This window comes from Pelomonas lactea, assembly GCF_043555885.1.
Taxonomy (GTDB): Bacteria; Pseudomonadota; Gammaproteobacteria; order Burkholderiales; family Burkholderiaceae_C; genus Pelomonas; species Pelomonas lactea.
On record NZ_JBIGHX010000004.1, the window covers coordinates 145,297 to 168,596 of the forward strand.

11 protein-coding genes are annotated in these 23,300 nt (G+C 73.0%); 5 read left to right on the forward strand and 6 right to left on the reverse strand.

Annotated features, from left to right (window positions below; all coding sequences use genetic code 11):
- Positions 1-26: 26 nt before the first annotated feature.
- Positions 27-8,282, forward strand: a complete 8,256-nt coding sequence (locus ACG04Q_RS13400; protein WP_394511436.1) for an LEPR-XLL domain-containing protein — start codon at positions 27-29, stop codon at positions 8,280-8,282.
- Between the two features lie 18 nt (positions 8,283-8,300).
- Here ACG04Q_RS13400 and ACG04Q_RS13405 read toward each other — a convergent pair whose 3' ends face one another.
- Genes ACG04Q_RS13405 through ACG04Q_RS13420 form a run of 4 tightly spaced genes read right to left on the reverse strand, consistent with a single transcriptional unit; the run spans position 8,301 to position 13,294 of the window.
- Complete coding sequence (locus ACG04Q_RS13405) at positions 8,301-9,437, reverse strand: ROK family protein (RefSeq protein ID WP_394511437.1); 1,137 nt, start codon at positions 9,435-9,437, stop codon at positions 8,301-8,303.
- Positions 9,437-10,147 carry a ribonuclease activity regulator RraA gene (locus ACG04Q_RS13410; RefSeq protein ID WP_394511438.1) on the reverse strand — a complete coding sequence of 237 codons (711 nt, stop codon included), beginning with the start codon at positions 10,145-10,147 and terminating at the stop codon, positions 9,437-9,439. Before ACG04Q_RS13410 ends, ACG04Q_RS13405 begins: the two co-directional genes overlap by 1 nt.
- 10 nt (positions 10,148-10,157) lie before the next feature.
- Positions 10,158-11,882: an L-arabinonate dehydratase gene (araD, locus tag ACG04Q_RS13415; RefSeq protein ID WP_394511439.1), complete on the reverse strand. Its 1,725-nt coding sequence runs from the start codon at positions 11,880-11,882 to the stop codon at positions 10,158-10,160.
- Positions 11,879-13,294, reverse strand: coding sequence for an aldehyde dehydrogenase (NADP(+)) (locus ACG04Q_RS13420; protein WP_394511440.1), 1,416 nt, complete (start codon positions 13,292-13,294; stop codon positions 11,879-11,881). Before ACG04Q_RS13420 ends, araD begins: the two co-directional genes overlap by 4 nt.
- 226 nt (positions 13,295-13,520) lie before the next feature.
- Between ACG04Q_RS13420 and ACG04Q_RS13425 the strand changes: the two genes are divergently transcribed.
- The 3 genes from ACG04Q_RS13425 to ACG04Q_RS13435 all read left to right on the forward strand — a co-directional run bounded on the left by ACG04Q_RS13425 (position 13,521) and on the right by ACG04Q_RS13435 (position 21,572).
- The gene (locus tag ACG04Q_RS13425) at positions 13,521-17,306 is read left to right on the forward strand and encodes a glycosyl hydrolase family 8 (protein ID WP_394511441.1); all 3,786 of its coding nucleotides are present in this window, start codon (positions 13,521-13,523) and stop codon (positions 17,304-17,306) included.
- A 93-nt stretch (positions 17,307-17,399) separates the two neighbouring features.
- The gene (locus ACG04Q_RS13430) at positions 17,400-19,973 is read left to right on the forward strand and encodes a zinc-dependent metalloprotease (protein WP_394511442.1); all 2,574 of its coding nucleotides are present in this window, start codon (positions 17,400-17,402) and stop codon (positions 19,971-19,973) included.
- 117 nt (positions 19,974-20,090) lie between these two features.
- Positions 20,091-21,572 carry a TonB family protein gene (locus ACG04Q_RS13435; protein WP_394511443.1) on the forward strand — a complete coding sequence of 494 codons (1,482 nt, stop codon included), beginning with the start codon at positions 20,091-20,093 and terminating at the stop codon, positions 21,570-21,572.
- A 10-nt stretch (positions 21,573-21,582) separates the two neighbouring features.
- Here the strand turns inward: ACG04Q_RS13435 and ACG04Q_RS13440 are convergent, their stop codons facing one another.
- Entirely contained in the window at positions 21,583-22,281 is a 699-nt protein-coding gene (locus ACG04Q_RS13440; RefSeq protein ID WP_394511444.1) for a glutathione S-transferase, read from the reverse strand.
- A 46-nt stretch (positions 22,282-22,327) separates the two neighbouring features.
- The gene (locus ACG04Q_RS13445) at positions 22,328-22,810 is read right to left on the reverse strand and encodes a GreA/GreB family elongation factor (protein ID WP_394511445.1); all 483 of its coding nucleotides are present in this window, start codon (positions 22,808-22,810) and stop codon (positions 22,328-22,330) included.
- A gap of 167 nt (positions 22,811-22,977) precedes the next feature.
- On the opposite strand from ACG04Q_RS13445, the gene ACG04Q_RS13450 reads away from it, so the two are divergent.
- Positions 22,978-23,298 (forward strand): plasmid stabilization protein, encoded by a 321-nt coding sequence (locus ACG04Q_RS13450; RefSeq protein WP_394511446.1) that lies wholly within the window; start codon positions 22,978-22,980, stop codon positions 23,296-23,298.
- Positions 23,299-23,300: the final 2 nt, after the last annotated feature.

A 23,300-nucleotide genomic window follows, 5' to 3' on the forward strand; every position in this document is an offset into this window, starting at 1 on the left:
GCTGCCTCATAAATAGGAACACCCCCGTGAAACTCCGCTCCCTGCTGCCGCGACGCTGGCGCGAAGCCGCGCCGTCCACTCCGCTGGCGATCAAGCCCAGCGCCCGCGCCTGGAGCCTGGAGGCGCTGGAGCCCCGCGTGCTGCTGTCGGCCGACCCCGTGCTGGGCGCCGTGCATCTGGCGCTGATGCCGGTGGACGGTGGTGATGCCGATGTGCTGGCGAATGCCTATTCGGCGGCCCCGCAGGTGCAGTCCGCCGGGCCCACCATGCACGCGCTGGCGGTGACGGCGCCCAGCGGCTCCTTCCCCAATCCATACGTCGATACGTCCTACTCGCTGGACAACGACTCGTTGCAGGTCAGCGGCAGCGTCAGCATCACGGCGACCGCCGGCAACATCAAGATCGGGTCCGCGGGCCACAACGACTTCCTGTCCGGCAACAGCAGCGCCACCGTCGACACGCTGACGCTGAGCGCCACCGGCAACATCACCATCAATGCCGAGGTCAACACGGCCGGTGGCAGCACCGACCTGCTGTCCGGCCTCACCGTGCTGGCCGCGCAGAACGTCAGCTTCAAGGAAGCGGTCAACATCAAGGGCACGGTGGAGATCCATGCCAGCGGCACGGTCACCTTCGACAAGCCGGTCACGCTGTCCGAGGGCGGCAGCCTGAAGATCTACGGCGCCAGCGCGATCTATTTCGCCACCACGTCGCGGCTGGACCTGACGACCCCCAACGGCGTGACGCCCGGCGACCTGCTGCTGCAGGCCGACACACTGACGCTGCTGACGCCGTCCGGCCGCATCAGCGGCACCGGCAACGCCACCATCATGCCCACGACCGCCGGCTACGGCATGGCGCTGTTCTCGGCGCCCGGCGTGCATGCCAGCTCGCTGACGCTGGACAACACCGAGATGGGCACGTTCGGCGCGTTCTTCCAGAGCTTCAGTTTCGGTCGCCAGACCGGCGGCCATGCCGATGCCAACAGCGGCGCCGTCTGGCTGGGCGGCACGACCGACGCCAACGCCTTGCCGTGGGACAGCATCAAGGTCTACGGCAGCACCATCCAGGTGGACGACCTCAGCGACTCGCTGTCCTGGCTGCGGCTGGACCCCGGCGGCGCGCTGACGCTGGACGCCACCAGCCACGTGACGATCTACAACGAGGTCGACGCGCAGACGCTGAACATCACGTCAGCCACGGGCCAGATCCGCCAGCAGGACAGCGTCGTCGACGGCGCGGGCCGCATCGGCGAGGCGCTGCGCGGCTACACGCTGACGGCGCAGGCCGCCACCGGCGTGCTGCTGCCCAACCTCGAACTGCAGACGCTGGACGTCGTCAACTCGGGCCAGGGTCAGGTCACGCTGGGCCAGAACGCCGCGCGCAGCAACACCACCTTCCTGACCGACATCACCGGCGACCTGTCCGTCACGCGCCTGGAGCAGACCGCCGTCAGCGGTGCCAATGGCATTGCACTGACGACGCAGGCGGGCAGCATCACGCTGGCGGCCGGCGGCGGCAACCACATCAGCCTGGCTGGCACCGGCGCGCTGTCGCTGACGGCGCTGGGTGCGGGTTCCGACATCAACCTGCTGGCCCCGGTCAGCCTGGTCAGCGGCGCCGCCACGTTCAGCGCGGCCGACGCGTTCACGAGCAGCGCCGCCGGCACGATCACCGCCACCGGTGCGTCCGCCGTCGGCATCACGTCGGGCGCCGGCGCGCTGACGCTGGGCGCGGCCGTGACGACGGTGGGCGGCACGCTGACGCTGAGCAGCGGCGGTGCGCTGGACCTGACCGGCGTCACGCTGGACGCCGGCCCCGGCGGGGCCATCGCGCTGACGTCCGCGGGCGACCTCAAGGTGGGTGTCATCAGCGCCGCCAGCAGCATCGCGCTCACCTCCACCGGTGGCGCCATCCTCGACGCGCTGGCCGGCAACGGCGCCAACCTCGTCGGCGACAACGCCGCCGTGACGCTGACGGCCGCCAACGGCGTGGGCACCGGCGCCGCGCCGCTGATGACCACCATCGGCAGCCTGACGGCGACGGTGAATGGCAGCAGCGGCGGCATCTTCGTCAGCGAGTCCACCGCGCTGAGCATCGCCTCCGGCGGCCTGACGACGGCGGGCAGCGGCGCCATCGTCGTGCGCAATGCGAGCGGTGACCTGACGGCCACCGGCGCCGTGCGCGCCAACGGCACGGGCCACATCCTGCTGGAAGCCATCACCGGCAACCTGGCCGTGCAGAGTGACGTGCTGGCCCAGGGCGGCAGCATCAGCCTGGTGGCCGGCGCGGCGCTCAGCGCCACTGGCAGCGCGGTGCGCGCCCAGGGCGTCAACCAGACGCTGGACCTGCGCGCCGGCACCAGCTTCACACAGGGCGGCACGACGCTGCTGGCCACGGCCAACGCGGCGCAGCGGCTGCAGGCCGGCACGGCCATCGCGCTGGCCGGCGTCGATGCCGGCAGCGGCACCGTCACGGTCATCGCGGGCGGGGCCGTCACGGCCGTCTCGCAAACCGCCACGGTCACGGCCGCCAGCCTGCGCGTGCAGGCCGGGGCCGGCATCGCCATGGGCGCTGCGCCGCTGCAGACCAAGGTCGCCAACCTCGCCGCCAGCGGCGCCGGCAACCTGGCCTTCGCCGAGTTCGACGGCGTCGCCGTGGGCAGCGTCGCCGAAGTCGCGGTCAACCGCGTCGGCGGCACGGGAACGACCACCGCCACGACGCCCGCCGGCGCGCTGGCCGGGCTGTTCACCAGCAATGGCGAGATCGTGCTGAACACCGGCGCCGCCGTGTCGCTCGACAGTGCGGTCAACGCGACCGCCATCGCCGGTTCGCACCTGCGCGTCAGCGCCGGCACCACGCTGGCCGTCAACGCCGCGGTGTCCAGTACCGGCGGCCTGGTCTCGCTGCTGGCCGGTGGTGCGATCACGCACGCCGCCGCGGGCAGTGTCACGACGGCGGCCCAGGTCATCGACGAGCAGGCCGGTGGCGCGATCACGATGGCCGCCGGCACGGCCGTCAACACGGCGGGCGGCCGCCTGCGGCTGCAGGCCGCCGGCGCGTTGACGCTGGGCCAACTGACTGCCGGCAATGCCGAGGCCTGGCTGCAGGGCACGAGCATCATCAGCGCGGCCGGTAGCGGCATCGACCTCGTGGCCACCGACGCCCGCCTGATCAGCACCGGCACCGGTGCATCGGACGGCATCGGCAGCAGCGCCGACGCGCTGTCGCTGCAGGTGCAGCGCCTGGCGGCCCAGTCGGCCGGCGCCGGCGGGGTGTTCATTGGCGAGGCCGACGCGGTCATCGTCGATGCCATCGCCGCCACCACCTTCACCCGCGTGCAGGCCGATGGCAGCCTGGCCGCGTTGACGCCCGAGGCGGAACTGCGCGGCATCGGCAGCGCGGCTGGGCTGGTGCTGTCGGCAGGCGGCAACCTCGTCGCCGGCGTCGCCATCACCGCGCAGCGCATGCGCCTGTCCGCGGGCAACGACCTGTTCGTGGGCCTGCTCAGCGGCGGGCTCACCAGCGGCGGCGTCCTCACGCTGTCCGCCACGCGCGACCTGCACATCCAGGACAACCTGAGCGCCACCGGCAGCCTGGATCTCTCAGCTGGCCGCGACCTGCTGATGAACCCCGGCACCAGTGCCACGGCGCAGGCCAGCTCGGCCTTCGCGGCCACGCGCGACATCCGTGTGGCCAGCATCAATGTCGGCAGCACCAAGGCGCTGACGATCAACGCCGGCGGCAGCGTGACCGACGCCGACACGGCGGGCGACAGCAGCGTCAACCTCAACGCCGGCAAGCTCGTGCTGCTGGCCAACGCCGGCATCGGCCAGGCGGGCAATGCCCTCGAGACCTCGGCGGCCTACCTGGGCGCGACGTCGGGCGCCGGCATCTTCATCGACGAGACCGACGCGCTGAACATTCCCGGCGCGCTGGGCAACAACTTTGGCCCGGTGCAGCGCATCGCGGCCGACGGCAGCGTCGCCACCGTCACGACCACCGAGGTGCAGGGCCTGAACGTGGGCAGCAGCGCCCCGGTGGTGCTGCGCCTGCTGGGTGGCGCGCTGACGGTGGATGCCGCCGTGCAGACGCAGGGCGGCACGATCCGCCTGGACGCCAGTGGCGCGCTGGCGCTGAACGCGAGCGTGGCCAGCAATGGCGGCGCCATCAGCCTGCTGGCGGGTGGCGCGGTGACGCAGGCGGCGGGCGGCAGCGTGAGCAGCGGCGGCGGCGCGCTGGATGCGCAGACCGGCGGCGCCTGGACGCAGGCGCTGGGCAGCAGCCTGTCCAGCGGCGGCGGCGCGTTGCGTGTCGCCGCCACCGGCGCGCTGGCGCTGGCGCAGCTGGACGCCGGCAGCGGCGCGATGAGCGTGACGGCCAGCCAGGTCAAGGACCTGACCGGCGACAGCGACACGGCCGCCGACCTCATCGCCGGCAGCCTGATGCTGCGCACCACCGGTACCGCGGCCACCGCGGGCGTTGGCAGCGGCAGCGATCTCATCGACATCGCCGTGCAGCAGCTGGCCGTGGATGCGGCCGGGGGCGGCGTGTTCCTGGCGCAGCAGTCCGGCGCGCTGCAGGTCGGCAGCCTCGCCGCGTTCAGTGGGGCCTGTGTGCAGCTGGACGGCACGCTGGCCGCCGGTGCCGTCACCGATGCAGCCTTGGCGGGCGTGCGCAGCCCGGGCAGCCTGGTGCTGACGGGCGCGGCCGATGTGGCCCTCAATGCCGCCACGTCGGCCACCGGCGCCGTGCTCATCAGCAGCTCGGGCGACCTCGTCGTCGGCGGCGCGCTGGCGGGACAGATCGTGTCGCTGGCCGCCACGCGCGACCTGCTGCTGAACGCCAACGTGGCCAGCACCGGCAGCACCCGCAGCCTGGACCTGCGCGCCGTGCGCGACATCACGCAGTCGCAGGGCGCCAGCCTCGCCACGGTCAACGGCGTCATCGCGCTGCAGGCCGGCCGCGACATCACGATCGAAACCCTCAACGCCGGCACGGCCGGTGCGGCGCTGATCGCCGGCGGCGCCATCGTCGACGGTGATGCGGCAGGCGACACCGAGACCGACATCACCGCTGCGTCGCTGCGGCTGAGCGCCGGCGGTGCGGTGGGCACCGCGGCCAATGCGCTGGAAACGGCCGTCGGCACGCTGAGCGTCAGTGCGGGTTCGCTGTCGGCGCAGCAGACCCAGGCGCTGGTCGTCGACCGCGTCGCCACCAGCCTGCAGCGCGTTGCCAGCGACGGCAGCACGGGCGGCGTGGACCTGGGCGCCCAGGAAGACCTGACCACCAGCGGCGGCGCGCTGCTGCTGACCGTCAACAGCGGTGACCTGACGATCAACGGCGGCAGCGTGACGACCGAGCAGGCCGTCACCTCCGGTGGCGCGCTGCTGCTGCGCGCGGTGACGGGCAGCATCGCCACGAAGGCCGGCATTGCCGCCGCGGGCCATGCCAGCCTGCGCGCGGGCGGCGACCTGAGCTTCACCAGCAGCGGCGACGTGACGCTGGCCGGCGCCGCCGGCCTGGATGCCGAGGCGGGTGCCTCCATCAGCATGGCCGACGGCAGCGTGTTCGCCAGCGGTACGGGCTCGATGCGGCTGGCGGCGGCGCTGAACCTGGCCGTCGGCGCGCTGCAGACCGGCGGGGACGTCAGCCTGCTGGCCCGCAACATCACCGACGCCGGCGGTGCCGAGAACGACGTGGCGGCGCGCGCGCTGCGTGTCGTGACCACGGGCACCGGCACGACGCAGGGCTTCGGCACCGGCGCCGCGCCGCTGCAGCTGCAGGTGGGCACGCTGGCGGCCAGCGTGGCCGGCACCGGCGCGGGCGGCTTCTTTGCGCGCGAGGCGGATGCGCTGGCCGTCGACTCGGTGGCCGTGTTCGTCATGCGCGTGGCGGCCGACGGCTCACAGGCCGCGCAGGCCGACGCGGCGCTGGCCGACCTGGTGTCGGGCGGCAACGTCGTGCTGGCGGCCGGTGGCAGCGTGAGCCTGGCCGACGGCGCCAATGCCGACGGCGTCGCGCTGCAGTCCGCCGGCAACGTGCTGCTGGACGTGGGCGGCGACCTTTCGCTGGCCGCGGCGTTGCGCAGCACGTCCGGCGCGGTCAGCCTGCTGGCCGCCGGCGGCATGAACTTGAATGCCGACGTGGCCATCACGCGCACCGGCCGCACGCTGGACCTGCAGGCCGGCGGCGCGGTGACGATGGCCGCCACGGCCAACCTGTCGGTGGTCGACTCGGCCATCCGCGTGCAGGCAGGCGGCGACCTGACGGTGGGCGGCATCGCCGCCGGGCTGGGCCAGGTGTCGCTGATCTCCACCGGCGGCAGCATCGCCGCCGCGGCGGGCCATGCAGGTACCGAGGTCACGGCGGCGTCGCTGCGGCTGAACGCAGCCGTGGGCGTGGGCAGCAGCGGCGACCGGCTGGACACCAACGTGCAGCGCGTCAGCGCGCGCGCGGCGGGCGGCGGCATCTGGCTGCAGGAAGCGGACGCCATCACCGTCACCGACGTGGCCGTCTCCGTGCGCCGCGTCAGCACGCTGGCGACGACCACCGCCACCGTCGACGACGCGACGCAGTCCGACCTCGTCACCACCGGCGGCAACGGCAGCATCGCGCTGGCCACCACCAACGGCAACATCCTGTTCGCCGACGGCACGGCACCGGCCGATGGCCGCAGCGTGACGGCGCACGGCACGGGCACCGTGTCGCTGAAGGCCGGCGGCGCGACGTCGGTCGTCAACGCACCGGCCGGCACCATCGAGCAGCAGGGGCCGGTCGTCATCGACAGCGGCCTGAAGTTCGACGGCACCGTGGCCATCACCGGCGGCCAGGGCGGCGGCCGGGGCGACGGGCCCATCACGGTCAGCGGCGCCATCGACGGCACCGCGGGCGGCGCGGCCGACAAGCTGGTCGTGACCAGCGACGGCGCCGACGTCGTCTTCGGCGGCGCCATCGGCGCGACCGAGCGGCTGGGCGGGCTGGTCATCAACGACGCGCGCAACGTCAGCTTCAACCAGGACGTGAAGCTGGCCGGCGACCTGACGCTGCAGGCGGCCGGCCGCGTCGAGTTCAAGGGCGGGCTGGACCTGAGCGCCGGCTCGCTGAGCATCGTCGGCGCGACGGAGCTGGTCATCGGCAACGTCGTCATCGCCAGCGGCAACGCGGTCATCCGCGTCGACGCGCTGACGCTGTCGGGCCTCATCAGCGGCAGCGCCGCGGCCAAGGTGGAGCTGGCCGGCGCGTCCGGCGGCATGACGGTGGGCTCGGTCACCGGCACGGGCCTGGCACTGAGCGCCGCACAGCTGGCGGCGGTGCAGGGCTTCGGCCACGTGCAGCTGGGCCGTACTGACCAGGGCACGACCGCCATCGCGGCGGATGCGCTGGCCACGCTGGCGACGCCGCACCTGACGCTGGCCGGTGGCACGCTGGCGCTGAACGGTGCCGGCACGGGCCCCAACGCGGCCGTGACGCTGCTGGACCTGGCGGCCGGGCAAGACCTGACGCTGGCCGGCACGCTGGCGCTGACCACCGCGGGCGCTGACGTTCACGCGACGGCGGGTGGCGCGCTGCTGATGGCGGCCACCGGCCAGCTGGCCACGCAGGCCGGCGACGTGCTGCTGCAGGCCGGCGGCGACCTGCGCGTGGGCCGCATCGACACGCGCGCCACGGCCGGCGGTGCGACGGCGGCCGTGGTGCTGGCGTCCACCGGCGGCACGATCAGCGAGGCGAATGCCGACGGCGCTGCCGACGTGTTCGCCGACCTGCTGACGCTGCGCGGCCGCGGGCCGGCGCTGACCGGCGGCGCGTCGGAGGTGCCGGCGGCGCTGGACGTGCAGGCCAGCAAGCTGGACGTGGACGCGCCCAGCGGCGTGGTGCTGCGCGACAGCGGCAGCGACGGCCGCACAGGCTTCAACCTGCTCGACGGCGGCCAGCTCTACCAGCAGCTGGTGGCGCTGGGCGCGCCGTCGCGCCAGGCCAGCCAGGCGGCCTCGCCGCAGCAGCCCACGGCCGCGTCGGCGGATGCGTGGGCCTGGCTGAACGCGCTGCGGCCGCTGGCCGAGTCGCGCGACACGACGCTGGCGGCCAGCGTGGCGGTGCCGACGATGTCGGCGCTGTCCGTGGCCGCGTGGCGCGACGCGGCGCCGGTCTTCGCGGCCGACCCGGCACCGCTGCTGCCCAGCCAGTTGGCGGCGCTGCTGAGCCTGGACACCGCCGCGGCCGAGCCGCTGCCGCAGGATGCGGCGCGCTTTCGCGTCTGGACGGAAGAGCTGGTGCTTTGAGCCGGGGGCCGACGCCGGCTACGCCAGCGTCGGCTGCGTGAGCCGGTAGCCGGCCAGCGCGGCGGCGCCGACGGCGATGGCATCCGCGCCGAAGCGGGCCACGCGCAGCGCCGGTTCGGGCAGGCCGGCGGCCTGGGCGTACTCCGCCAGCGTGGCCTGCACGGGCGCCAGCAGCGCATCGCCCAGCACCATGGCCGGGCCGCCCAGCACGATGCAGGCGGGGTCGTAGGCGGCGGCCAGGTTCTGCAGCAGCACGCCGAGGTAGCGGCCGGCCTGCGCCACGTCGGCCGGCGGCGGCGGGGCGTCCTGGCGCAGCAGCGCGCGGCTGGCGATCAGCGCCTCGGCGCAGCCGCGGCGGCCGCAGGAGCAGCGCGGGCCGTCGATCTGCAGCACCATGTGGCCCACCTCGCCGGCCAGGCCGCGCGCGCCGGTCAGCAGCCGGCCGCCCACGACGATGCCGGCGCCCACGCCTTCGCCGACGAGCACCAGCAGCAGCGGGTCGGCCTGGGGCGACGGGTTGAACTCGGTCTCGCCCAGGGCGGCGACGTCGGCGTCGTTCTGCATGAAGACCGGCGCGCCGGCCAGCGGCGTGCCCTGCAGCGCCTCGCGCAGCAGCGCGCCGAAGGGCACCTGGTGCCAGTGCACGTGCGGGGCGAAGACGAGCTGGTCCCGGGCCTGGTCCACGCCGCCGGGCAGGCCCACGCCGATGCCGATGATCTGCTGGGCGTCGCCGCAGCGGCCGGCCACGGCCAGCATGGTGCGTGTCAGCGCCAGGATGCAGGCCTCGACGTCCAGCGTGGTGTCGTAGGCGGCGCTCTTCGCGGCCAGCACCTCGCCGGTCAGCGACGTCAGCACCACGCGCACATGGCCGATGCCCACCTGCGTGCCCAGCAGCAGCAGCCGGCCGGGGTCGACGAACAGCGGCGTCGGGCGGCGGCCGATGTCGCCGGTGACGAGCACCTCGCGCTCCAGCAGCCAGCCTTCGGCGATGAGCTCGCGGGTGAGGGCGCTGACGGTGGACTTGGTCAGGTCCAGCGCGTTGGCGAGGTCCACGCGCGACAGCCCCGGCTCCATGCGCAACCGGCGCACGATGGCCATGCGGTTGCCGCGCTTGAGCAGGGCCTGGCCGCTGGCGTTCTCGACTTTCATCAGCATCAGCGGCCTTGCGTCGCCCGCCACGCGGCGAACAGCTCGGCCACGTCCGGGTCGGTGGGCGGGTACAGGCCCAGCACGCTGCGGCCGGCCAGCACCTGCTGCTGCACGAAGTCCTCGAACACGGTCATCTCGACCGCCTCGTCGGCGATCTCGTCGGCCAGGTGCGCCGGAATGACGATGACGCCCTCGGCATCGCCGACGATGACGTCGCCCGGGAAGACCGGCGCGTCGCCGCAGCCGATGGGCTCGTTGAGGGCGATGGCCTGGTGCAGCGTCAGGTTGGTGGGGGCGCTGGGGCGGGCGTGGTAGGCCGGCATCGTGTACTTCGCGATGTCGGGGCTGTCGCGGAAGCCGCCGTCGGTGACGATGCCGGCCACGCCGCGCACCATCAGCCGCGCGACGAGGATGCCGCCCGCGGAGGCGGCGCGCGCGTCCTTGCGGCTGTCGATGACGAGCACGGCGCCCGGCGGGCATTCCTCGACGGCGACGCGCTGCGGGTGCGCGCGGTCCTTGAACACGGCGATGCCGTTCAGGTCCTCCCGTGCCGGCATGTAGCGCAGTGTGTAGGCCGGGCCCACCATGTTGGGCAGGCCCGGGTTCAGCGGCCGCACGTCCTGGATGAACTGCTTGTGCAGGCCGCGCTTGAACAGCGCGGTGCACAGCGTGGCGGTGCTGACGCCCATCAGCTTCTTGCGGGTGTCGGGATTCATGTCGTCGTGTTCAGTAGATGACCGGCTCGGGCACCGGCGCGCCGAACTGGGTTTCGAGGAAGTCGAAGTCGCAGCCCTCGTGGGCCTGCAGGATATGGCGGCCGAACATCCAGCCGTAGCCGCGTTCGTAGCGGGCGGGGGGCGGCGCCCAGGCCGCGCGGCGGGCGGCCAGTTCCTCGTCGCTGACTTCGAGATGGATGGTGCGCGCCGGCACGTCGACGGTGATGCGGTCGCCCGTCTTCACCAGCGCCAGCGGGCCGCCGACGAAGGCCTCGGGTGAGCAGTGCAGCAGGCAGCCGCCGTAGCTGGTGCCGCTCATGCGCGCGTCGGACAGGCGCAGCATGTCGGTCACGCCAAGTTTCAGCAGCTTGGTGGGGATGGGCAGCATGCCCCACTCGGGCATGCCGGCGCCCTTGGGGCCGGCGTTGCGCAGAACCAGGATGTCGTCGCCCGTCACGTCCAGGTCCGGGTCGTCGACGGCTGCCTTCAGGCTGGGGTAGTCGTCGAACACCAGTGCGCGGCCGGTGTGCTGCAGCAGGTGCGGGGCGACGGCGCTGGGCTTGATGACGACACCGTCCGGCGCCAGGTTGCCGCGCAGCACGGCGAGGGCCCCTTCGGCGTAGATGGGGTTGGAAAGAGGGCGGATGACGTCGTCGTTGAAGACCTCGGCGCCGGCAATGTTGTCGGCCACCGTTTTCCCGTTGACGGTCAGCGCGGTGAGGTCCAGCTTGTCTCGCATGACGTTCATCATCGCCGGCAGGCCGCCCGCGTAGAAGAAGTCTTCCATCAGGTAGCGGTCGCCGCTGGGCCGGATGTTGGCGATGACGCCGACATGGCGGCTGGCCGCATCGAAGTCGTCCAGCGTGACGGGCAACCCGGCGCGGCGGCTGATGGCAACGAGGTGGATGATGGCGTTGGTGCTGCAGCCCATGGCCATCGCCACGGCGATGGCATTGGCAAAGCTGCCCTTGGACAGCAGCTTCGCGGGCGTGAGGTCGTCCCACACCATCTGCACGATGCGGCGGCCGCAGTCGGCGGACATGCGGATGTGGTTGGCGTCGGGCGCGGGGATGCTGCTGGCGCCAGGCAGCGTGACGCCCAGTGCCTCGGCGATGCCCATCATCGTGGCCGCGGTGCCCATCGTCATGCAGGTGCCGTGGCTGCGCGCGATGCCGGCTTCCATCTCGGCCCAGGCCTGGTCAGAAAGCCGCCCGGCGCGGCGCTCGTCCCAGTACTTGAAGGCGTCGCTGCCGGAACCCAGTACCTGGCCGCGCCAGTTGCCGCGCAGCATTGGGCCGGCGGGCAGGTAGATCAGCGGCAGGCCCATGCTGATGGCACCCATCAGCAGGCCGGGCGTGGTCTTGTCGCAGCCGCCCATCAGCACGGCGCCGTCCACCGGGTGGCTGCGCAGCAGCTCCTCGGTCTCCATCGCGAGGAAGTTGCGATAGAGCATGGACGTGGGCTTGACCATGCTCTCGCTCAGCGAGATGGCCGGCAGCTCCAGCGGCCAGCCGCCGGCCTGCAGGATGCCGCGCTTGACGTCCTCCACCCGTTGCTTGAAATGGGTGTGGCACTGGTTGGCATCGCTCCAGGTGTTGATGATGGCGATGACCGGTTTGCCGATGAAGTCCTCGGCGGCGTAGCCCATCTGCAGCACGCGGCTGCGGTGGCCGAAGGAGCGGAAGTCGTCCTTGGCGAACCAGCGGGCGCTGCGCAGGTCTGCGACGTTCTTCATGCCTGGCCCCGCGCGGCGATCAGCCAGGCCGGCGCGTCCTGCAGCGCGACGGGGCGCAGGAAGCGCTCGATGGCCGCGTAGCCCACGCTGGTGGTGAAGCCGTTCGTCGACGACGGCCACGGGCCGCCGTGCTGCTGGGCGGCCGTCACGGCGACGCCGGTGGGCACGCCGGCGAACAGCACGCGGCCGGCGATGGCCTGCGCGCCGGCCACGAGGCGGCGGTGGGCGGGCGTGTCTTCGTCGGCGCCCCACAGCGTGACCGTCAGCGTGCCTTCGACGGCCGCCAGCACGCGCAGCGTCTCGTCCAGGTCGCGCACGGTGACGACGACACAACTGGGGCCGAAGACCTCCTCGTGCAGCACCTCGTCGGCAAGGAAGGTGGCGGCGTCAGTGGCGAACAGGTGCGCGCCCGGCGCCGCCTCGCGGGCGGGCAGCGCTAGCAGCGACTTCACGCCGGTGCGGCCGTGCAGGCGGGCCACCCCCGCGTTGAAGTTGGCGCGGATGCCGGCGTTCAGCATCGCATGCGGGTTGGCGGCGGCCAGCGCCTCGGCCAGCTGCCTGACGAACGAGCGGCTCGGCTCGTCATCGCGCACCAGCACGAGGCCGGGGCTGGTGCAGAACTGGCCGCAGCCCAGCACGATGCTGCCGGCCAGCTGCGTGGCCAGCGCGGCGCCGTTGGCAGCCAGCGCCGAAGGCAGCGCGACGACCGGGTTGACGGACCCGAGCTCGCCGTAGAACGGGATGGGCCGCGGGCGGGCGTTGGCCTCCTTCCACAGCGCCACGCCGCCGCGCACGCTGCCGGTGAACGCGGCGGCGGCGATGGCGGGGTCGCGCACCAGCGCCACGCCCACCGCGGTGCCGGCGCCTTCCACCAGCTGCAGCACGCCGGCCGGCAGCACGGCGGCGGCCAGCTCGGCCACGGCGCGCGACAGCCGCGGGTGCCCCGGGTGGGCCTTGACGACGACCGGGCAGCCGGCGGCCAGCGCGGCGGCCGTGTCGCCGCCCAGCACGCTGAACGCGAACGGGAAGTTGCTGGCCGCGAAGTTGGCGACCGGGCCCACCGGCACGGCCACGCGCGTGAGGCGCGGGCGGCCTGCGGGCGGGGCGCCGGGCACGGCCTCGTCGTCCTGCACGGGCTGGGCGCGGCCGGCCTCGATCTGGTCGGCAAAACCGCGCAGCTGGAAGGCGGTGCGGTCCAGCTCGCCGTTCAGGCGCACGGGGCCCAGGTGGGTTTCCTCGTCGGCCAGTGGCACGAGGGCCTCGCGGGCAGCCTGCAAGGCGTCGGCCAGCGCGCGCAGCAGCGCGGCGCGTTGCGGGATGGGGGTGAGGCCCCACGCGGGGGCGGCCGCGGCGGCCGCCGCGCAGGCGGCGCGGACCTGCTCGGCGGAGCTGTCGGTGAGAGGAGTCGTCATGGCATCAGCAGGCGGAACGGGAACGCGGCGCGACACTGCCGACGCCCTTGGCCAGCGCCTGCACGGCGCGCGGGCGTGGCGGCGATATCGGCGCCTGGGGAGAGATGTTCAAATTGTTATCGCTATCATATGGTTTGGTGCGACGGCGAAACTTAGTGGTTTCCCAGGGGATGGTGCTGGACTGTATCTCTATAGACTGCAAATGTTTGCGCAACCATTTGAAGCCATGATCTCCATTCTCCACGCTGGTGCCCGCGCCTGGTGGCCCCGGTTCAAATTGCTGGCGCTGGGGTGGGCGTTGGCCGGCACCAGCGCCTGGGCCTGCGACACGCCGGCAAGCGTCTGCGCCCGCGACGCGGCGGGCAGCCTGGCGCTGGTGCGCGCGGGCCAGCCGGCGGCCGTCGTCGTCGAGGCCGGCGCCGACCCGGCGCTGCAGCACGTGGGCCGCAGCTTCGCGGGCGACCTGGGCCGCGTGGCCGGCCGGCCCGCGCCGTTGCTGGCGCAACTGCCGCGCGTGGCGCGCGACGTGGTCGTCATCGGCGAGCTGGGCCGCAGCCCGCTGATCGACGCGCTGCAAAAGAGCGGCAAGCTGCGGCTCGACGGCCTGCAGGGCCGCTGGGAGGCCTACCGCCAGGTGGTCGTCGACAAGCCCTTCGTGGGCGTGGAGCGTGCGCTGGTCATCGTCGGCTCGGACCGCCGCGGCGCCGTGTTCGGCGCCTACGACGTGTCGGCCCGCATGGGCGTCAGCCCCTGGCAGTGGTGGGCGGACGTGCCGGTGGCCACGCAGACCCAGCTGTTCGTCACTGCCGGCGAGCGCGGCGACGAGCCGGGCGTCAAGTACCGCGGCATCTTCATCAACGACGAGGCGCCCGCGCTCAGCACCTGGGCGCAGGCGAAGTTCGGCGGCGCCAACGCGAAGATGTATGCGCACGTGTTCGAGCTGCTGCTGCGGCTGAAGGCCAACTACCTGTGGCCGGCCATGTGGCCGCCGCGCGCGTTCAACGCCGACGACCCGAGGAACATGGTGCTGGCCGACGAGATGGGCATCGTCATGGGCACCTCCCACCACGAGCCGATGAGCCGGGCGCATGACGAGTGGCAGCGCGCCAAGGGCGGCGCGTGGGACTACACGAAGAACGCGCCGCAGCTGCGCGAGTTCTGGCGCGGCGGCATCCAGCGCATGATGGGGCGGCCCGACGGCTCGGCGTTCGACACGCTGGTGACCGTGGGCATGCGTGGTGATGGCGACGAACCCATGAGCGAGCACACGGCGACGGCGCTGCTGGAGACCATCGTCAAGGACCAGCGCCAGATCATTGCCGACGTCACGAAGCGGCCCGCCGAGAAGACGCCGCAGATGTGGGCGCTCTACAAGGAAGTGCAGGACTACTACGACGCGGGGCTGAAGGTGCCCGACGACGTGCTGCTGCTGTTCGCCGACGACAACTGGGGCCAGATCCGCCGCCTGCCCGCACGCGACGCGAAGCGCCCCGGCGGCTACGGCGTGTACTACCACTTCGACTACGTCGGCGGGCCGCGCAACTACAAGTGGCTCAACACCAACCAGATCGAGAAGACCTGGCAGCAGATGGACCTGGCGCGCGAGCATGGCGCCGACGCGCTGTGGATCGTCAACGTCGGCGACATCAAGCCGATGGAGTTCCCCATCCACTTCTTCCTGGACATGGCCTGGGCGCCCCAGGCCATGACGCCGGACGCGCTGAAGGCGTACCCGAAGGACTGGGCAACAGCCACGTTCGGCTCGGCGCAGGCGGCCGAGATCGGCGACATCGTCACGCGCTACAGCCAGTACGCCGCGCGCCGCAAGCCCGAGCTGCTGGACGCTGGCACGTTTGCCGTGGGCGGTGCCGTGGGCGATGCGCTCAATGGCGGTGATTACGGCGATCGCATCGCCGAATGGGCGGCGCTGGAGGCGCGTGTCGCCCGCGTTCGCGAGGCGCTGCGGCCCGATCAGCGGGACGCGTTCTTCCAGCTCGTCGAGCACCCGGTGCTGGCGCTGGCCAACCTGTACCGCCTCTACGGCGCCGTGGCCACGAACCGCAGCCTGGCCAAGGCCGGCGATGTCCGCGCCAACGTCTTTGCCGACCGGGCCGAGGCCGCGTTCCGGCGTGACCGGGCGCTCGCCGACCAGTACCACGCGCTGGCCGGCGGCAAGTGGGCGGGCATGATGCTGCAGACCCACATCGGCTACACCAGCTGGCAGCAGCCGCCCCAGGACGTGATGCCCGAAGTGAAGCGTCTGCCCGGCGTGGCGCCGGACGACACCACGGTGCAGGCCCAGCTGGATCGCTTCAAGCCCGGCGAAGCCCTGCGGGACTTCATCACGCTGGAGGCGACGCAGTTCAGCCGCGCCGTCAATGCCCAGGGCCTGGCGTGGACGGCCATCCCCAACCTGGGCAAATACCAGGGGGCCGTCACCGCGCTGCCGCAAGGGCGCGCGCCCACGACGGTGGCCGACGGCGTCCGGCTCGAGTACGACGTGGACGTGCGGCGCGGCGGTGCGATGGATCTCAGCCTGACGATGGTGCCGACGCTGGACACGCACCGGCGCGGCGGCATCCGCATCGCGGTGGGCATTGACGACCTGCCGCCCCAGGAACTGGTGCTGAACCTGCAGCCCACCGCCGGCCCCGAGAACAGCCGCGCCGAGAAGGACTGGGCGCGCGCGGTCATCGACAACGAATTCCGCCTGACCGCCAGGTTCAACGGGGTCAGCCCCGGGCGCCGCGTCATCCGCATCTGGCGCCTGGACGACAACGCCGTGCTGCAGCGCGTGGCGCTCGGCCCGGTCATCCTCACCACGACGGTGGCGCCGCCCGCGCCCCCCGCCGCCGCGCTGACCGGGCAGTACCGCAACCTGCTGCGCGAGGTGCGCCCGGACATCACCGAGGGCGACATCACCGCCAAGCTGGACGGCTACTGGCAATCGCTGTTCGAGGGCGGCAAGGACCAGCGCATCTTCTACCCCGCCGCCGCCACGCCCGACGGCCCGGCGGCCTATGTGATGGACATCGGCAACAACGATGTGCGCAGCGAGGGCATGTCCTACGGCATGATGGTGGCCGTGCAGATGGGCCGCAAGGCCGAGTTCGACGCGCTGTGGAACTGGACGTGGACGCACATGCGCTACCGCTCGGGCCCGCGCCAGAGCTACTTCCGCTGGCAGTGCAAGCCCGAAGGCTGCGCCGGTTTCGGCAAGGACGCCGTGCCGGCGTCCGACGGCGAGGAGTACTTCGCCACTGCGCTGCTGATGGCGGCCTCGCGCTTCGGCAACGGCTCCGGCATCTACGACTACAACGCCCAGGCCCAGGAACTCCTGACCGCCATGCTGCACAAGGAGACGATGAACGGCGGCATCGTGCAGGGGGCCCGCTCCATCTTCTCGCCCCAGCACGGCCAGGTCGTCTTCGTGCCGGTGGGCGATGCGGCCGAGTTCAGCGACCCGTCCTACCACCTGCCGGCCTTCTACGAACTCTGGGCCCGCCGCGCCGCCAAGGCCGAGGACCGCCAGCGCTGGCGCGAGATCGCCGACATCAGCCGTGCCTACTTCTCCAAGGCCGCCCATCCGCGCACCGGCCTCACGCCCGACTACGCGCACTTCGACGGCCGCCCCAAGGTGCTGGACGGCCATGAGGACTTCCGCTACGACGCCTTCCGCACCGCGGTGAACTGGAGCGTGGATCAGGCCTGGTGGGGCAGAAACCCCGCCGCCGCGGGCCTGAGCCAGCGGCTGCTGACCTTCTTCGCCGCGCAGAAGCAGCCCTACACCCATCTCTACACGGTGGACGGCAGGCCGCTGAACGACGAGCCATCCAAGGGGCTCATCTCGTGCAATGCCGTTGCCGCGCTGCTCGTGGAGCCGGCGCAGGCCGCGCCCTTCGTCAACGCCCTCTGGGCACTGGACCCGCCCAGGGGCCAGTGGCGCTACTACGACGGCCTGCTGCAGTTCATGAACCTGTTGCACACCACGGGGCGGTTCAAGGCCTGGTGAGGGGAAAAATCTCATCGCCGTGCGCCGTTGGCGGCGGCAGGCATCCCTAACATCGGCGCCGCGCACCGTGGTGCGCGCAACTTCAGGGATGACATGACAAGAACCACCTGCAGCCTGGCCCGGCTCGCGCTGCTGACCCTCACGCTGGCCACCGGCCATGCCCTCGCGCAGACGCCGCCTGCACCCGCCGCACCGGCGGCGTCCGCGCCGACGGTGCCCGCCCGGCCCGCGCTGGCGCTGCCCGACCCGAGCGAGCCCAAGCCGTTCGACAAGGTCATCACCGCCGAGGCCAAGACGCAGCAAGGCCTGTTTGCGGTGCACAGCGTCAAGAACAAGCTGTACTTCGAGATTCCCAAGGCGCTGCTGGAGCAGCCGCTGCTGATGGTGGCCAACGCCACGGCCGTGCCGGCGGGCCAGGACCATGTGGGCCGCACGCTGAACCAGGACGTGCTGCGCTTCGTGCTGCACCAGAACCGCGTGCTGCTGCAGCTCGTCACGCATGCCGCCGTGACCGCGCCGGGAAACGTGCTGGCCGAGGCCGTCAGCCAGTCGCAGCGCGACGCCATCCTGGCCGTGTTCCCGGTCGAGGCCTACGGCAAGGGCGGTGCGCCGGTCATCGAGGTGTCGCGGCTGTTCAGCGCCGAGGTGGGCGACTTCAGCGCCCGCGCGATGGTGCGGGGCAACCTGGACAGCAGCCGCAGCTATGTCGAGAAGACCAAGGCCTTCCCTGGCAGCATCCGCGTCGATGCCGTGCAGACCTACACCGTCTCGCCGCTGCCCACGCCCACGCTGCCCGGGGCCATGCTGGCGCCGCCCATGCTGCCGGCGCGCAGCGTGTCGTTGAACCTGGCCTACAACATCGTGCAGCTGCCCGAGCAGCCCATGATGCCGCGCCTGTTCGACGACCGCGTGGGCTTCCTCAGCGTCAGCCGCATGGACTTCGGCCAGGGCCTGCAGGAGGCCCGCCGCGAGCGCCTCATCACGCGCTGGCGGCTGGAGAAGAAGGACCCGGCGGCGGCCGTCAGCGACCCCGTCAAGCCCATCGTCTGGTACATCGACAAGGCCACGCCCACCGCGCTGGTGCCCTACGTGAAGAAGGGCGTCGAGGCCTGGAACGCCGCCTTCGAGTCCGCCGGCTTCAGCAACGCCGTGCAGGCGCGCCCCTATCCCACGGCCGAGGAAGACCCCGAGTTCGACCCCGAGGACGTGCGCTACAGCGTCATCCGCTGGGTGCCGTCGCCCATCGCCAACGCCTACGGCCCGCACCTGGCCGACCCGCGCAGCGGCGAGATCCTGAACGCCAACGTCGTGCTGTTCCACAACATCCTGCAGCTGCAGCAGGACTGGTACCTCACGCAGGTGGGCCCGCTGGACCCGCGCGCGCGCAAGCTGCCGCTGCCCGACGACCTGATGGGCGAGCTGGTGGCCTTCGTCGTCACGCACGAGGTGGGGCATTCGCTGGGCTTTCCGCACAACATGAAGGCCAGCTCGCTGTACCCCGTGGACAAGCTGCGCGACCCGCAATGGCTCAAGACCATGGGGCACACGCCGTCCATCATGGACTACAGCCGCTTCAACTACGTCGTGCAGCCGCAGGACGGCGTCGACCCCGCGCTGCTGATCCCGCGCATCGGCCCCTACGACGTCTTCGCCACCCGCTGGGGCTACATGCCCATCCCGAGCGCCAAGACGCCCGACGATGAGCGCCAGCAGCTCAACCTGTGGGCCCGCGAGCAGGCCACCACGCCGTGGCTGCGCTTCGACGCACCGCGCAGCGAGGGCGGCGACGTCGGCGAGAACCTGGAGGCCGTGGGCGATGCCGACGCCGTGGCCGCTACCGGGTTGGGCCTGCGCAACCTGCAGCGCGTCATCAAGATGCTGCCCGACGCCGTGCCGCAGGACGGCCGCGACGACCAGTTGCTGGAGCGGCTGTACCGCGCCACCTGGCAGCAATGGGGCCGCGAGCTGTCGCACGTGGTGGCCGTCGTGGGCGGCTACGAGGTGCAGAACAAGCACAACGACCAGCCCGGCGCCATCGCCCAGCCCGTGCCGCGCGAGCGCCAGGTGCGGGCGATGCAGTTCCTGGCCGAGCAGATGCTGGCCACGCCGCCGTGGATGCTGGACCCGGCCATCGTGCAACGCCTGGGCGCCACGGGGGCGTCGCTGCCGCTGGGCATGAGCCAGCGCAGCCTGCTGCGCTACCTGCTGTCCCCGCAGCGCACGCAGCGGCTGATGGCCCAGGAGGCCCAGCTCGGCGCGCGCGCCTACCGGCTGGCCGACCTGCTGGCCGACCTGCGCCGCGGCGTCTTCACCGAGCTGGGTGGCGCCGCCGCCATTGCCGCGCCGCGGCGTGGCCTGCAGCGCCACTACGTCGAGACGCTGGCGGCCCGCCTGGCCGCCGGCAACCCGCTGGGCCTGGACGACAGCGAGCCCGGCGTGCGCGCCGAGATGCGCGCGCTCAAGGGCGTCATCGCCGCTGCGGCCGCGCGGGGCGATTTCACGCGCCAAGCCCACCTGCGCGGGTTGGTGGACGTCATCGACAAGGCGCTGGACCCGCGCGCCGCTGCGTCGGCCGGCGCCGCGGCGACGCTGATCCGGGTCGGCTGGCAGCCCGAGGACGGCCACGGCTGCTGGGACGGCCACGACCACGGCCCGCGCAACGACTGACGCCGACCCGGCTTTGAGGGGGCGGCCACGCCCGCCCGACCGCAGCCCCGCGCCGACAATCGCGCCGATGAGGTTCAGCGACATCCACTCGGGTCAGGGCAGCGCGGCATGGGCGTGATGGCTGCCGCCTGGCCGCGCCGCCGCTGGCGGCTGCCTCCGGCGCTGGTGGCGTCGCTGCTGGTGCACGGCCTGCTGCTCAGCCTCAGCTTCGGCGACGGCGTGGGCCTGCCGGGCCTGGAGCTGCCGTGGCAGACGCGCCGCGTCGAAGTGCCCGAACTGCGCGTGCAGCTGGCATCCCCACCGGCACCACCGCCCGTCGCGCCCGCACCGCCCGATGCGGCCGGAGACGACGCCACGGCCGCAGTGCCGGCCGACACGGCAACGGCCGAGACGTCGCCCGAGCCCGGCGCGGCCGAGGTGCACCTGCTGTCGGCCGACGACCTCGACCCGCCCGCCGCCGTGGCCCGCGCGCTGCTGGCCGTGCCGCGGCGCGACGCCGCCTTCGCCGTGCCCGCCGCGTCCGCCGTGCCGACGGCCGCCGTCGCGTCGCTGGCCGCCGCATCCAGCCCGGTCGTCGAGACGCTGGCGCGCGCCCGCGACTCGCTGCGCCTGCGCACCGAGCCGGTGGCCGAGCTTGCCGCGCTGGAGCCGCCGCGCCCCGTTGCCGCCGTGGGCATGCTGTCGGCGGCTTCCGCCCCCGCGCTGGAGACCTTGCGCCGCGGCGACGCGCTGCGACTGAGCGGCGAGCGCGCGTGGCTGGACGCGGCCCGGCCCGACGCTGCCGCGCTGCCGGCCGCCGTCGTTTCCACGCTGGGCGCGGCCTCGGCGCCGGGCCTTGAACGCCTGCGCCGCGCCGCCGATGGGCTGCGCCCCCGCGCCGATGGCGAGCGCGCCAGCGAGCTGGCCCAGCTGGACACCGCCCGCCAGCAGGCCCAGCAGGGCGCCCAGCGCCTGGAAGCCGCGCGGCTGGACGCGCTGAAGCAGGCCGCCGACCGCGCCGAAGCGGCCCGCCAGGAGGCCGCGCGCGCCGAGGCGGCCCGGCTGGACGCCCTGCGCGCCGACGCCGCGCGCCGCGAGGCGGCCCGCCTCGCCGCCGAACGCCAGGCCGCCGACCAGCTGGCCGCGGCGAAGGCGCTGGCCCGGGCCGAGGAAGAACAGCGCGAAGCCCGCAAGCGCGCCATCGGCCGCCAGCTCGACGAAGAGGCCGCCCGCCGCGATGCCGAACGCCAGCGCCCCGACTGGGCCCCGGCCCGCCGCGGCCGGCTGTTCGGCCGCATCGACGCCAATGCCGAGCTGGCCGCCTATGGCGAAGCCTGGGCGCGCAAGATCGAGAACAACCTCAGCCCCGAGCAGCTGCGCGAGCTGACCCGCCAGCCCGCAGGCGACGCCGTCATCACCGTGGCCGTGCGCAGCAACGGCTCGGTGGAAGCCGTCACCGTGGTGCGCTCCAGCGGCGTGCCGGCCGTCGACGAAGCCATCACGCGCATCGTGCGCAGCCTGGAGAACTACCCCGCATTCCCGCCGGCGCTGCTGCGCGATTACGACGTCGTCGAGATCCGGCGGACGTGGCATGTCGACACGGCGGTACGGCTGTATTGAGCGGCCGGGGTCACGGCACGGGAAAGCGATGCACGCCGTCCGCCGGCAGCTTGTGCATGCAGGCGACGAACAGCGGGTCGACGAGCCAGCCCTCCAGCCATGACCGCACCGACGGCACCGCCAGCGTTGCGAACCATGCCGGGTCCACGGCGGCGAACTGCCGCACGAAGGGCATCACGGCCAGGTCGGTGGCGCAGGGCGTGGCGCCGCCCAGGAAGGGTGCGGCCTGCAGCCGGGCCTCCAGCGGCTGCAGCAGCACGGCCACCGCGGCGTCGCGGTGGGCCTCCGGCGTGAGCGGGTCACCCGCGTAGCGCTGCGGGTACTTCCAGCGGTCCAGGTGGTGCTTGAAGTCGCCGTCGTTGCGCTGCACCAGGTCGAGGTTCTCGGGCGACTGCGCCCGCACCCACCAGCCCCGCGCGTCGTCGGCGTCGGGCGCGGCCAAGGCCCAGCGCATGATGTCCCAGCTCTCGTCGATGACGCGGCCATCGGGCAGCTGCAGCACCGGTACCGTCGCCTTGGGCGACAGGGCCAGCAGGCTGGCCGGCTTGTCGCGCAGGGCGACCTCCACCGCCTCGAAATCCCGCCCCGCCTGCAGCAGCGCCATGCGTGCGCGCATCGCGTAGGGGCAGCGGCGGAACGTGTAGAGCCGCGGCAGCTGCGGGCTTGGGGGAGAGGCGGGCGTGTGTGGGGCCGGCGTCGATGCGTCCATGCGGGCAGGCGGGTGCGGGCGGGCGATCAGGCGGATGGGGCGTGGCTCACTGCACGCGCAGCACTTCGAACTGCAGCCGGGCGGGCGCCACGTGCAGCGCCACCTCGTCACCTTCGCGCTTGCCCAGCAGGGCCTGGCCCAACGGCGCCTGGCTGCTGATGACCTGCACGAGCTCGGCGCCGCTGCCCAGCTTCATGCTGCCGCCCTCCGGGCCGAGGAAGAGCTGCTGCTGCCTGTCGTGGGCGTCGACCAGGCAGACCAGCGCGCCGACCTGGATGCCGAGGCTCTCGTCGTAGTCGCGGGGGCGGAACTGGCGCCAGTGGGCGATCGCCTCGCGGATGGCTTCGGCACGCCGCGCCTGGCCCGTGGCCAGGTAGGCGGCTTCGAGGCCCAGCGTGTCGTACTTGTTCTCGGCGATGTTCTCTTCGTGCGTCGCGGTCTCATGCGCCACGCGCGCGGCCTCCTCGGTCTGCCGCAGGTCGTCGGCGAGGCGTGCCAGCACCTGTTGCTGCAGCAGGAATTTGTCCATCGTGAAGGGGCGTCTCGAACATGCGGGGGGCGCCGCGATTATCGAGGGTGCTCCCTCACGGCATGGGCTCGCCGGTCGTCAGGCGACGGGTCATCGGCGCACCGTCCTACACCTGCCGGGGGCCAGCGGCCGCAAGGTGAGGGCCTCGCAGCTCTGGAGCGAATGCCATGCCCCGCGGTGACAAGTCGTCTTACACGGACAAGCAGATACGCCAGGCCGCGCACATCGAGGCGGGCTATGAGGCCCGCGGCGTGCCGGAGCAGGAGGCGCAAGTCCGCGCGTGGGCCACCGTGAACAAGATGAGCGGTGGCGGCAAGAAGTCGGGGTCGGGGCGCGGCCGGCCGGTCAGCACCGCGCCGGCGCGCAAGGGCGGGCAACGGGGTGCCGCGGCCTCGGCCAGCCGCACGGCGGCCCAGCGCTCGGCATCGGCGAAGAAGGCCGCTGCCACGCGCAAGCGCAACGCCGAAGCGCGCGCCCGCGCGGGTTGACG